13 protein-coding genes are annotated in these 12,883 nt (G+C 34.0%); 4 read left to right on the top strand and 9 right to left on the bottom strand.

All coding sequences use genetic code 11. The annotated features are described in order from the left end of the window. Positions 1–142: 142 nt before the first annotated feature. The 7 genes from BGO88_RS13850 to BGO88_RS13820 all read right to left on the bottom strand — a co-directional run bounded on the left by BGO88_RS13850 (position 143) and on the right by BGO88_RS13820 (position 9,563). The gene (locus BGO88_RS13850; RefSeq protein WP_286707355.1) at positions 143–2,890 is read right to left on the bottom strand and encodes an aminopeptidase; all 2,748 of its coding nucleotides are present in this window, start codon (positions 2,888–2,890) and stop codon (positions 143–145) included. 224 nt (positions 2,891–3,114) lie between these two features. Further along, positions 3,115–3,840 carry an LOG family protein gene (locus tag BGO88_RS13845; RefSeq protein ID WP_056066262.1) on the bottom strand — a complete coding sequence of 242 codons (726 nt, stop codon included), beginning with the start codon at positions 3,838–3,840 and terminating at the stop codon, positions 3,115–3,117. 24 nt (positions 3,841–3,864) lie between these two features. Beyond that, positions 3,865–6,696 carry an excinuclease ABC subunit UvrA gene (gene uvrA / locus BGO88_RS13840; protein WP_286707258.1) on the bottom strand — a complete coding sequence of 944 codons (2,832 nt, stop codon included), beginning with the start codon at positions 6,694–6,696 and terminating at the stop codon, positions 3,865–3,867. Between the two features lie 414 nt (positions 6,697–7,110). Next, the gene (locus BGO88_RS13835; RefSeq protein WP_286707257.1) at positions 7,111–7,638 is read right to left on the bottom strand and encodes a DUF6169 family protein; all 528 of its coding nucleotides are present in this window, start codon (positions 7,636–7,638) and stop codon (positions 7,111–7,113) included. Continuing rightward, entirely contained in the window at positions 7,604–7,750 is a 147-nt protein-coding gene (locus BGO88_RS13830) for a hypothetical protein (protein ID WP_286707256.1), read from the bottom strand. The genes BGO88_RS13835 and BGO88_RS13830 overlap by 35 nt, the downstream gene beginning before the upstream one ends. A gap of 576 nt (positions 7,751–8,326) precedes the next feature. Further along, positions 8,327–8,845, bottom strand: a complete 519-nt coding sequence (locus BGO88_RS13825) for a hypothetical protein (RefSeq protein WP_286707255.1) — start codon at positions 8,843–8,845, stop codon at positions 8,327–8,329. Positions 8,846–9,227: 382 nt separating this feature from the next. Beyond that, positions 9,228–9,563, bottom strand: a complete 336-nt coding sequence (locus tag BGO88_RS13820; RefSeq protein ID WP_286707254.1) for a hypothetical protein — start codon at positions 9,561–9,563, stop codon at positions 9,228–9,230. Between the two features lie 153 nt (positions 9,564–9,716). Between BGO88_RS13820 and BGO88_RS13815 the strand changes: the two genes are divergently transcribed. Together BGO88_RS13815 and BGO88_RS13810 are read left to right on the top strand one after the other, a co-directional pair. Further along, the gene (locus tag BGO88_RS13815; protein WP_286707253.1) at positions 9,717–9,896 is read left to right on the top strand and encodes a hypothetical protein; all 180 of its coding nucleotides are present in this window, start codon (positions 9,717–9,719) and stop codon (positions 9,894–9,896) included. Then, positions 9,886–10,842: an IS1595 family transposase gene (locus tag BGO88_RS13810; protein WP_286707252.1), complete on the top strand. Its 957-nt coding sequence runs from the start codon at positions 9,886–9,888 to the stop codon at positions 10,840–10,842. Before BGO88_RS13815 ends, BGO88_RS13810 begins: the two co-directional genes overlap by 11 nt. Here BGO88_RS13810 and BGO88_RS13805 read toward each other — a convergent pair. Then, a complete protein-coding gene (locus BGO88_RS13805; protein WP_286707251.1) occupies positions 10,820–11,206 on the bottom strand; it encodes a hypothetical protein in 387 nt (128 codons plus the stop codon). The genes BGO88_RS13810 and BGO88_RS13805 overlap by 23 nt on opposite strands. Positions 11,207–11,396: 190 nt before the next feature. Here BGO88_RS13805 and BGO88_RS13800 point away from each other — a divergent pair, with 190 nt between their 5' ends. Together BGO88_RS13800 and BGO88_RS13795 are read left to right on the top strand one after the other, a co-directional pair. Next, positions 11,397–11,744, top strand: a complete 348-nt coding sequence (locus BGO88_RS13800) for a helix-turn-helix domain-containing protein (RefSeq protein ID WP_286707250.1) — start codon at positions 11,397–11,399, stop codon at positions 11,742–11,744. A 30-nt stretch (positions 11,745–11,774) separates the two neighbouring features. Then, positions 11,775–12,617, top strand: coding sequence for a hypothetical protein (locus BGO88_RS13795; protein WP_286707249.1), 843 nt, complete (start codon positions 11,775–11,777; stop codon positions 12,615–12,617). 32 nt (positions 12,618–12,649) lie between these two features. Here the strand turns inward: BGO88_RS13795 and BGO88_RS13790 are convergent, their stop codons facing one another. After that, positions 12,650–12,859 carry a hypothetical protein gene (locus BGO88_RS13790; protein WP_286707248.1) on the bottom strand — a complete coding sequence of 70 codons (210 nt, stop codon included), beginning with the start codon at positions 12,857–12,859 and terminating at the stop codon, positions 12,650–12,652. Positions 12,860–12,883: the final 24 nt, after the last annotated feature.

Raw genomic sequence — 12,883 nt, 5'->3', positions numbered from 1 at the left:
TTAATTTTGATATTTTCAGTCAAGTTGTTTGAAATGCTGTTTTGGATAGAAAATAATCAGGAAAACCTCTTTAAAATTATTTTTTATGCAATTTTAAGACGAAATAATTGATTCTCAATATTCTTGTATCGAAATTGAGGATTTAAAACCATTTTCTGGTAAAGAGATTAATTAATGTTCTTGGACTGAAGGTAATGATAAAGCGTACCTTTTCATTGTAATGAGGTTGTCCTACTTCCCATCCGTTGCTGGAGTACACAGGGAAATAAAGTTCAAAATAATCGGTAACGAGATTGAGTCGGATACCACTGTCATACACAAAATTAGGGTCATTGTGCCTGTTTTTGACGAATCCGGCATCTCCGTAGATTTCAATCCATTGCCAGATATTGAAACTACCATTTAGGGTTGCCATCCAATGATTGGCAAAAGGAGTATCAAGTTTTGATTTAAAACCACCTTCTGCAAGAATCAATTGCTGACTAAAAAATCCGGTACTTTCGGAACGTCCGTAATAGTTGTAATCAAATAAATAGTCGGTTGGGCGGTCAAGTGCAAAACTGAAATAATCCGTATTGGTTTTATTATAGAGGAAAGTTCCGGCATAGAATCGAAGATTCAGTTGTCTGTTGTCCTCAAACAGCCTGCGGTATTCGATTTCAGTTGAAAGTTTACCAAATTTTCCTGAAAGCTGCAGGTCGGTCAAAAAATTAAAATGGTTGGTTACTTCTGTTTTTATATTGTAGTATTTGGCATTAAAGACAGAGTAATTTTCAGTTCTTTCTACACTATAAGCCGATTTGTCCCTGTTTACAAGCACTTCCCGAAATTGGATACCCTGTTTTCTGTTATCCCTGAAATTGTTTTCACGGAAAAGCATGGTCACCGTTGGTGTTAATTTGGTGTAGGCTGCATCGGGCGCATAATGGAAATAGGAGCCACTTAACTGATAACGGACATTAAAAGGACTGTTGGTATTGCGATTGTGTTGGTTTACCAGAAATGAAAACGAACCTGTCAGTGTTTGTGTATTAGGAGAGTAAATAGGATTGATTTCATAAATAAACGGTTTGTCGAGTATGGTCTTATTGTTGAAACGAATACCAGGCGAAAGCCCGTCATAAAGGTTATAACTTATTGTAGGTATGTAAAGTATCTGGTTGTAATACGGGTCTTCAAGGTCTTTCATGAAATTGAACTTGATTGGCCGGTTCTGAGAAAAGAAACCTTTTAAAGATTTCCAGTTATTGCGGAGATTGTATTCCGGAACCTCGTTTTTATAATTTAATACGATTTTATCGGCATCATTTCGCGGAACGGTAAAAGTACTGTCGGTTTTGATATTATTGAGCCATTTTTTAAAAACGACTTCATTTTTTTTAATTCCGTAAACAGGAATAGGAACAACGGTTTTTGTCTTGTTCCGTACCGTAAATGTCACGCTGTCTTTTGTTTTTGAAACACCCGTAAATCTATAATCTACAATGTCTCTGGAATCGATAATGGTATTGAAAAACCAGTCGATATTTTGGTTGGCGTTAGACTTGAGAATGTTTTCAAAATCAGTACGGGAAGTGATATGCTCACTGTTGAGGTTGTAAAATTCTTTGATACTGTTTTCTACGATATCATTTCCAAGATAATTGTCTAAATATTTAAGGCTGAGTCCGGCTCTGTATTTGCTTGCAATCTGCTCGTTAAACTTAATAAAAGTGTTTTTTGGGTCGCCTAAGGGCTGGTCGAGGTTTTTTCGGGCCATGAGCATATAGAAATAGCTGTACTGCTCATTAAAGTCAATAGTGGTGAGATTATAGCCACGCAAAAGCCACCATTGCGAAAGGTTACCCATCATTTTGCTGTTGGGGTGATTTTCGTCAATGTATTTCATCATGGTATAAATCTGTATGCCGTCATAAATCCAGTTGTCGTCTCTGGCATTCAGATGCAGGCTGGTTTTTAGAAAATTGTTGAGGTAAGTCTTTAAGAATTTTATCTCAAACATAAACTCATCCGGAAACGGACTTATAAAGGAAGGAAGCTGGTTGAGTCCATAAAAAGGGTTTCTCTCATAGTCGGTTTGGGAAACCGTTATTTTTTCAAATGGATAGCTTCCAATATTTTCATGGACAAAGTTCACGATTCTGTCAATTACAATAGCTTTCTGTATATCGTTCAGCCTGTTTTCCTTCAAATTGGTTTCTACCGTAACATTATTGTTTTTGTAACTGTAGAATGTCGTCTTTGGCTCTACAAACAGATTAAAGTCCAGACGGTTTTTTCCCGTCAGTTCATAAGTTGAAAATGAACTGTCTTTTATGTGGTTTACTTCGTCGAGGTCCGAAGTCGCTATCAGTCCCGATGGCAGTTTTAAGGTTACGTCAAAATCAGTTGCAGCATTGGTGATATCGTCAAGATTGTTATTGCTGTATATGATAAAGCGATGGTTTTCATAGCGGGCAGGAGCAAGGCACCAGTTTTTAAGGTTAAATTCGCCTTTGTCGTTCCATCCGTATTTTGTAAAACGGTCGTTAGGGAATTTAACCTGATAGGTCAGTTTTAGTATTATTCTTTCGTTTGGAGCTAATTTTTCACGAAGATTGATTTCAATCACGTCAGGGTGCTTTTCAAATCGGTGCCACTTCAAAAACAGATTTTCCTGGTCAATAATGGTTATGTTTTCTGTTTTTCCTCTGTCTTCATCATGGGCTAGGTGGAAGCTGCGTACAAATTCATCAGAAAAACGTTTGGCTAAAGGCGTGTTTTTATCTGAATAAGCCTGATTCCAGTCGTTTACTACAATTGAAGTTAACGTATCGCCGGTTTGGTTGTAAAAAGTAATTTCCTGCTGGACATAAGCTGACTTTTCTTCGCTGTTGATTTCAACATTCACTTTTGAATGATGTTGTGCATTTCCCCTGGTGGAAAAAAATAAAGACAGGCAGGCAATAGCAATTTTGGCGAAAGTCTTCAAATGATGATTTTAATTATAGCAAGTTTACTTATAATTAGATACATTTCCTAATAAAGGTTGCTTAAGATTGGCTTAAAGATGCAAAAACAAAAAAGCACCCTTGTTTGAGGATGCTCTTTATTGTGCGATGGGTAATTCCTGAATTAAAAGTTTGGACTTAAATTGTATTTTTTATAGAAGTTATCCAGTACATCCAGTACTTCGTCTTCGTTGTCTACAATTTTAATAAGGTCCATATCGCCAGGACTTACATTGCTGTATTTTTCAATCAGTACGGTTTTTACCCATTCAATCAGTCCGGCCCAGAAATCTCTTCCTACCAGAATGATTGGGAATTTCCCTATTTTTTTGGTCTGAATCAACGTTATCGCTTCAAAAAGCTCATCCAGAGTTCCAAAACCACCCGGCATAACCACGAAACCCTGGGAGTATTTCACGAACATTACCTTGCGAACAAAGAAATAGTCAAAGTTCAGGTTTTTGTCTTTATCGATATAAGGATTGAAGTGCTGTTCAAAAGGCAGTTCAATGTTCAAACCTACAGAAGTTCCGCCTCCGAGGTGGGCGCCTTTGTTTCCGGCTTCCATAATTCCGGGACCACCGCCGGTAATGACACCATATCCGGCTTTACTTATTTTATAAGCAATTTTTTCTGCAAGCAGGTAATATTTATCTTCGGGCTTAGTTCTTGCTGAACCAAAAATCGAAACGCAAGGGCCTATTCTTCCCATATTTTCGTAGCCGTTAACAAACTCGGACATAATCTTGAAAATTGCCCAGGAGTCATTGCTTCGTATTTCGTTCCAGGTTTTTTGTTTAAATACTTCTTGTATTTTGTCGTCTTCGTTTTCGAATGTCTCTTTTTTCATCTTTCTTAAAAATTAATCAGCCTGCTAAGATAGCTCTTTTTTGAGGAATTGCGCGGTGTAGCTGTTTTTATTTTTGGCAACTTCTTCCGGCGTTCCTTTGGCAATCAGCTGTCCGCCGCCTTTTCCTCCTTCAGGTCCGATATCGATAATATAGTCGGCTAATTTGATAACGTCCATGTTATGTTCAATAATTAGGACGGTATTTCCTTTGTTGACCAGTTTGTCAATTACTTCCATCAAAACGCGGATGTCCTCAAAATGCAATCCGGTTGTAGGTTCGTCCAGAATGTAAAATGTATTTCCGGTATCTTTTTTAGACAATTCGCCGGCCAGTTTTATTCGTTGGGCTTCACCACCGGAAAGCGTTGTGCTTTGCTGTCCGAGTGTAATATATCCTAAACCGACATCTTGCAAGGCTTTGACTTTTCGGTAGATTTTCGGGATATTTTCAAAAAATTCCACACCTTCATCAACCGTCATGTTCAATACGTCAGAAATGGATTTTCCTTTGTAGCGTATTTCTAAAGTTTCACGGTTAAAGCGTTTTCCCTGACAGGTTTCACATTCTACATACACATCTGGCAGGAAGCTCATTTCAATAGTTCGTACTCCGGAACCCTCGCAGGTTTCGCATCTTCCGCCAGAAACGTTAAAGCTGAAACGTCCCGGTTTGTAACCGCGTATCATGGCTTCGGGTGTTTGTGTAAATAGGCTTCTGATTTCCGAAAAAACTTCGGTATAGGTTGCCGGATTGGAACGTGGTGTTCTTCCAATAGGCGACTGGTCAATATCAATAATCTTGTCAATATTTTCCAATCCTTCAATCTTTTTGTAAGGCTGAGGTTTTTTGACACCATTAAAGAAATGGGCGTTCAGAATTGGATAAAGCGTTTCGTTAATGAGTGTTGATTTTCCACTTCCGGAAACTCCGGTTACGCATATCAGCTTGCCCAAAGGCAGCTCAATCGAAACATTTTTCAGGTTGTTTCCGGTTGCTCCAGTGAGTTTAAGGAATTTTCCGTTGCCTTCGCGTCGCTTTTTCGGAACGGCAATTTCCATCTTACCATTCAGATAGGAAGCTGTAAGAGTATGTTCTTTTAAAAGTTCCTTGGGTGTTCCTTTGCTGATTATCTGTCCGCCAAAACGTCCTGCTTTTGGACCTATGTCAATAACATAATCCGCTCTTTCAATCATGTCTTTATCATGCTCTACAACAACAACTGAATTTCCGATGTCACGCAATTGTTCTAAGGAATGGATTAGCTTTTCGTTGTCTCTTTGGTGCAATCCAATGCTTGGTTCATCCAGGATATAAAGTACGCCAACCAGTTGTGAACCAATTTGGGTAGCCAGACGGATTCGTTGGGCTTCTCCACCGGAAAGCGATTTGGAGCTTCGGCTAAGGGCAAGATAATTTAATCCGACATTCACTAAAAAGCTCAATCTGGATTTGATTTCCTTCACGACTTCAGAAGCAATTTTCTTTTGTTTTTCTGTTAGGTCGTTATCCAGTTGCTTAAACCAAACCGCCAGGTCAGAAATATCCATATCGGTTAATTCTGCAATATTTTTTCCGTTTACTTTGAAATATAAGGATTCTTTTTTCAGACGGGAACCTTCGCAAACCGGACATTTAACTTCATCCATGAATTCTTTTGCCCAGCGTCTGATGGTTGTAGAGCCGCTTTCGTCGAATTGGTTCTTTATAAAATTGGAAATTCCTTCAAAGTCAATCTTATAATCTTTTGTAACTCCCAGTGTTTTAGAAGAAACCTCAAATTTCTCTTTGCCACCATGCATGATAATTTCCATGGCTTCATCGGAGATTTTTTCAATCGGGTCGGTCAGTTTAAAACCGAATTTCTCTCCAATGATTTCCAATTGTTTGAAAATCCAGGAACTTTTGTATTCTCCTAAAGGAGCAAAACCGCCTTGTTTGATGGAAAGTTTCGGATTCGGAATGATTTTTTTCATATTGATTTCGTTCACGGTTCCCAGGCCATTGCAATGGTCGCAAGCCCCTTTTGGTGAGTTGAACGAAAAATTATTCGGTTCCGGATTCGGATAGGAGATACCTGAAGTAGGACACATCAGGTTTCGGCTGAAATAGCGTATTTCCTGACTATCCTGGTCAATAATCATCAGAATATCATCACCATGATACATGGCTGTCTTAATGCTTTCGGTCAGGCGCTTGTCATTTTCCGGTGTATTTTCGATGAGCATCCTGTCGATAACCGTTTCAATATCGTGTGTTTTGTAACGGTCGAGCTTCATTCCGGCAGTAATATCTTTGATTTCGCCGTTGATGCGGACTTTCAGGAATCCCTGTTTGGTAATCTGTTCAAATAATTCACGGTAGTGTCCTTTTCTGGAACGGATTATAGGAGCCAGGATATTGATTCGTCGTCCTTTGAACTGTTCGAAAATAAGTTCCTTGATTTGTTCGTCACTATAGCTTACCATTTTTTCTCCGGTTACATAGCTGTAAGCGTCACCGGCTCTGGCATATAACAAACGCAGGAAATCGTAAATTTCCGTAATGGTTCCTACAGTAGAACGCGGGCTTTTGCTGGTGGTTTTCTGCTCGATGGCAATTACAGGCGAAAGTCCGTCGATTTTATCTACATCCGGGCGTTCCAAACCGCCAAGAAACTGTCTTGCATAAGCAGAAAAGGTTTCAATATAGCGACGTTGTCCTTCGGCATAAATTGTATCGAAGGCCAAAGACGATTTTCCCGAACCTGAAAGCCCGGTAATTACTACCAGTTTTTCACGAGGAATCGTAACGTCAATATTTTTCAGATTGTGGACGCGGGCGCCCAAAACTTCAATCGTATTTTCAGTGTCTAGCATAGCATTTTTTGCAAAACGCAAAGGTACGTTTTTGTAATTTATTTTTAGTTAAAGACTGAGGTCCAAAACTTAAAATTTATTGACTATCGGTGACTTTATACCAAAAAATTATTGAACTATATCTTTTTGTAGTAAGTTAGTTTTTTGATAAATTAATTATATCTAAAATCTCCTCAACTGTATGTAAGACCTCAATTGTTTCTGACGTAGTAAAGATTATTGCCTTGGCTATACGCTCTTCTCCCAGAGGAGTAATTTTTACTATGTAATTAACATTTAAATATTGTACTCTATTCATTTTGTCTATTACTTTTATAAATCCAGACATATTTCTTTCTTATTTAAGATTTATCAAATATATAGAAAATAAAAACCTCCCTAAAGAAGGAGGTGATATTTCAAGAGCTATTTAGCTTATATTTCTTCTTTAGGAGGTTTGGTAAGACCATCAACCATTTCATAATAAGCCACAGTTAAGTCACTCGAAAAAGGATTGTCTTTGTGATAGATTATACTTGTAAAATGATGATATTCATCATCTGGTACTTCTATAGTATTGTCTATTTTGGTGGTATTAATATTGAAAGGGCTGTTGGTATACCAAGCATTAAATTTTCTAGCTCTTGAGCGTTCCTTATGGTCAGCAGTATAGCAATAATAAACAATTGATTTTTCGATGTCTTTAAAAAAATGAGTTATTACCGCATCTATTGTTAGCTCTACATCAGTATCTAACTGTGGTTTTTCATCTGAAACTTTATCAATAGTTATACTGTATATTTTTGATAATTTTTTTACAGTAGATGTGTCGGAAAAATAACTCATAGAGTCGGAAAAAATAATATTGTACTCAATACCGTTTTTTGTTGTAAAGGAGTAAGTAAAGCTTTCGGAATCAATTGTTACCTTATAAGGGCATTGCAAGTTTAATTCCTCTTTCATTCAAATCTTTTAAAGTAAGCTCTCCTTTAATATAAGCACGTATAGCCTTTTTGTCATCTGCGAATTTTTTAGCAGATGCAATTATTGCTGAAGTATTTTTGTTTTTGCTCATAATGATACAAAGTTAACTAATAACAAATCTCTATAAAGAATTTCCTATATTATTATCTTATAGTTCAATAGGTTATTCATCATTAATTTCTATAGCTAGATTATAAAAAGTTTCTCTATTGTATTCTTGTTTATTTTCTCAATCAGAATTATCTATAAATTATATATTCTCAACAGTAATTATTTCTCTTATAAATAGCTATATGAAATGTATTAAAGCAAGATTTTTAATTTATATATTTTGTAGTAACATATTTAAACTTTTTGTCTTTAATATTTTTTTCAATATACTGTTCAATATCTTTTCTTTCAGTATCTGAACATTCCTTTAGGATGAATTTTATTAGATAGCTTATTTATACTGTCAATATCTTCTCATATCCTTTTTAGTATAAATATCTCTCATTACTGGCATATGATATTTTTATTTGTTAAGTTTACATAAATAAAAAAGCCACTATCTCTAGTGCTTTTTTTTGGTATAAAGTTCCCGATAGTCAATAAAATTTATTGACTATCGGTGACTTTATACCAAACAATCAATATAAAAGTAAAGCCCTTAAACAAGGGCTTTACTTTATTTAAGTTCTGTTGGAATGGTAAATTTGAATAAATGACTGATATCTGATATAGCATAAATCTTTTTACCATAAACATCTTTCGGCTTTTTAGTTGAAATCAATTTAATATTCAATTTTACTGGTGATACATCCTTATTCAGACTTATATTCTCATCACTTATAGTAAATTTGAATTCAGCTTTTATTTCAGAATTATCTAAAATTGCATTTTGTCTTAATAAAAGATTTTTTTTATCCTCATCGATTAATATAGGTTTTTCAACTGAATCCATAATAAATTTGCCAGGACAGGTAATTTCATTAATTATTCTTGAATGAATAATCTTCATTTCATTTTCATCTCTTACTTCGAGAATGATAGGCATCTCAAAACTATGTATGGTATCAGATGTTTGAAATTGATAGTTTACGTGGTATGTCTGAATAAATCTGTCTTCTATATTTTGTGCTATTCTAAGTATCATATCAATTAAAAATTGGTTTAGAATAGTAAAGATATTAAAAATTGGTTTCATAACTATTTTCTTTATAAATAGTTATGAAACCAATTAAAGTAAATAGAATTTTAGCGTTTAACTATTTTATAAGTTTTATTTAAGTAGCTAGCCACCATTATTAATACGATTATTCCATTAATAACTAATTCAGCATCTCTTTTGCTGTTCTTCACTAATTGTAAATTTATCATTTTGAAAAAAGCCTTGGATTTAAAGTGTCAAGCGCAGCTATAAAATCTTTCATCTGGTTATAGGTCGGAAACTCAAACTCAAATGTTATTCCATCTTTGTTATTTGTGGGTGCTGAATAAACGGCTCCATATGTATGCGCAAACCTCTGTATTGTAGAGATATGCAATGAATCTTTATGTAAAATAGTTAATTGATAAAAGTTCATAATTTATTTAATTTCTGTTTTAATTAAAATACTAAATAACCATTCCTTATTTTCTCCTTGATTATATTCACAATCTTCCGAATCGAAACCATACTTATGTGAGTCAGTATCATCAAATAGATGCCTAATTGTAATATTGGTTATTTCATAAACCTTTGGATTTCTTGCTATTGGTTCAAATTGAATTTTTTGACCTATCTCTAATCTGGAAATAGATTCTTTATTGGACGCATTGACAATAAATTTCATCATTTCACTATCAGTAGTTGAGAAACATTCGTCATTGGAATCACAACTAAAAATGAATTTTACATAATATGGTATATCTATTAATTTCATAATTTTTTTAGCATTATTTGTTTACTTTTTCAAAATTAACAAATTCATTGATATATAATTTACGAGAAACCACATTTGTTAAAATATTATGAAAAAATTTGTTTATTTTAAAAAGTTACGTATCTTTAACGTAACTTAATTAATTCACATAAAATGACAATAGCTAAAAATAAAACTAGACGTGAGGTACACCTAACACAAGACATAATAGATTTGCTTCAAAAACAAGCAGAAAAAGAAAATAGAAGCCTTAAAAACCTAATGGAAGATATACTTATAAAACACGCCAAAAACACCGAATATAACCCAAATAATAAACAAGATGACCTTTAAACAATTTTTCCAACGATTCCCTAATGAAGAAGCTTGTAAACAACACTTCAAAGCCTATAGAGATAAATCTGGCGTAACTTGTAAAAAATGCCAAGGAAAAGAGCATTATTGGCTCTCTACAATCTCATACTACAAATGTAAAAGCTGTGGATTCAGAACCTCTCTTAAAAGTGGTACTGTAATGGAAAATAGCAAGTTACCATATCAACATTGGTATATGGCTTTTATGCTTGTAAGCAGCACAAAGAAATCCTTTTCTGCCCTAGAAATCCAAAGACAGATTGAACACAAGTTTTATGAGCCTATTTGGTTAATGATGCATAAAATCCGTAGAGTTATGGGACAACGTGATGCAGAATATAGATTAGAAAATACCATTGAAATGGATGAGGGCTTCTTTATTACAACACCAGAAGATATAAGAAGAGATTACAAAGGTAAGAGACTGCCTAGGTTAAAGAAAAGAATGAAGCCTGGTAAAGGAAGTCCTCGCACAGCTACAGTTTTGGTTATGGCAGAATCAATACCTAATTTCAATCATAACAATATACATAAGCCAAAAAGAGCTGTTAGATTCATAAAAATGATTCGTGTCGAAGACAATAAAGCTGAAACAATTTTACCAGAAGTAAGAAAAAATATTGTGTGTGAAAATGCGGAAATAACTACAGATGGAGCTAATCATTACAGTAAGCTCCGTGCTATAGTTAAAGGTCATCAATGTGTAAAAATGACGCACATAGATGCTCATACAGTTTTGCCTTGGGTACATAAGACAATATCTAATGCAAAAAGAAATCTTTTAGGAATCCACCATTCTATAGGTAGAGGCTATATACAAAACTATCTTAACGAATTCTGTTTCAAATTCAATAGAAGATATAACGAAATGGATTTATTTGACAGAACTCTGAATGTAGCTACTAATTATCAGTGGTATAATTAGATTTTGAATTGTTCTTATTCAAAGTTGATTTTATATCTAATAGTATCTCTACGAGTTGTGACATTCCAATAAGGAAAATACCCATACACAAGCCAATTGAAAGAGTTTTGATTAAATCAAAGATGTTATAATCTCTTTCTCTAAATCTTGCCACAAACCCTCTCAAATCCAAATCATCGCTAATGAGAATATAAGCAATAACCATACTATATGCTATGGTTATAAAGATGATTATTCCGCCCATATATAGATAGAAGTTCTGCATTAAACGTAAAGATTGATATTCTTTTTTTCTATGCCCTAGAAATTTGGCTATGAAAATTGAGATTAAGACTGCGACTAAGAGCAATAGTATTGGAATCATTATTTTTAATTTTTAAAGTTTGTTGAATGTTTTTACAGTGTTAGGAAGAAAAATTGAATCTGAGTATTACTTTTTCATTATGTAAATATTAGTAGATTAAACACTTCAAAAAAACTGGATTAAATACAGTTAAACATTAAATTCGAGTGTTTATTTGCAACTGAAAAGATTAATTTGCTACTTTAGCGGTATGGATATAGGAGATAACATTAAGAAGTTCCGTGAATTAAAGAATATTACACGTGAGCAAATGGCAGCTGACCTTGAAATGAGCGTTAGCGGCTATTCTAAAATAGAAAGAGGAGAGATTGACCTTACGATTTCTCGAATCCAACAAATAGCACAGATTCTGAATATTGACATATCTCAGATTTTGAATTTTGATGCTACTCAAATCTTCAATGTATCACATAACAATCTAGTTCAAGGATTAGGAGCCAAAGCTGAAAATATGCACTTCTATACTGATGATTATAGAGAGAAATACATCAAAATGCTTGAAGCTGAAATTGAAAGATTAAAATCTGAGCGAAAATAAGTATCTTCAAAAATAATTACCTTCTCAGATATGTCAAAAGATGAAATATTGTTAACTTGGGAAGAAATTAATTCAATCCTTGAAGATGCTCGAACAAATATTTTAGGTAAATATTCTGGTTTGAGAACCTTTGCAAATAGTAATCCTTCACCACTCACAATTTTGAGAATTACCGACACTAATGGGTTAATTCTCATTAGAGGTCAAAAGTATACAGGATATGAACACATAAAATTAAGGCATAACTCTTATAATCCCAATGTTTATTGGCGAGATGAAAACACAAAATTTGTAATCGAAAAGCCAAGTCTATTTCCAAAAGAAATCCCCCCTCTATATTTTGCTGATGTTGCTGACCAAGTATTTAAACCTGACAATAAACTTGAAAATAATCGTACAAACAGCCCTTTTGACGTATATGAAGGTTTTTGCACAATAAGCAATGTTACCGAAAAATACAAATTGCTGCTTTATACGGAAACAAAAATTATTCATACTTTATACCCCATCAATAATAAGTTAAAAACTAAAAAGGTTAAAAATTTTGATTTTGCAAGAGGGGAAGTAATTGTAGATGATACTACTGACAAAACAAAAAGATTTATCGCAATTCCTTATCACACCTATGAAGGGATTTTTATGTACGATATTATAATTGAAAAAGATTTTACTTTGAATAAAGAAAATATCTATATACGAAGGCTAAATAATAACCAAAAAAATGCTTTAGGAAGCATATTGCTTTTGACACGAGAACTGATTGAGTTTAAATTCCCCTCAAAAGAAGGAAAATATTATCAACAAGCAGATTTAACAAGCATAGAACGAGAAATACTAAACTTTCATAAATATTTAGAAGGGCAAAAAAGATAAATTTTAGGTGTTGATTATTTCCTGTCTCAAAATTATCTCATTTCGAGTTCTTTTATTTTCTTTCTTATCACTGCAATCTCCTTTTGAAGTTTTAATATTTCAAGCTCTTTCATCAATTTCTTCTTACGCTCATTATTCTTCTCTAAATGCAGCTCATTATGTATATAATTGATTTTGTTAGATAGCTTATTTATACTCTCAATATATCTTCTCATATCCTTTTTAGTATAAATATCTCTCATTACTGGCATATGATATTTTTATTT

The organism is Flavobacterium sp. 38-13 (genome assembly GCF_001899155.1).
In the GTDB taxonomy this organism is placed as follows: domain Bacteria; phylum Bacteroidota; class Bacteroidia; order Flavobacteriales; family Flavobacteriaceae; genus Flavobacterium; species Flavobacterium lindanitolerans.
The sequence above is the reverse complement of the archived record's forward strand: the minus strand, read 5'-3'. Positions and strand labels throughout refer to the sequence as shown.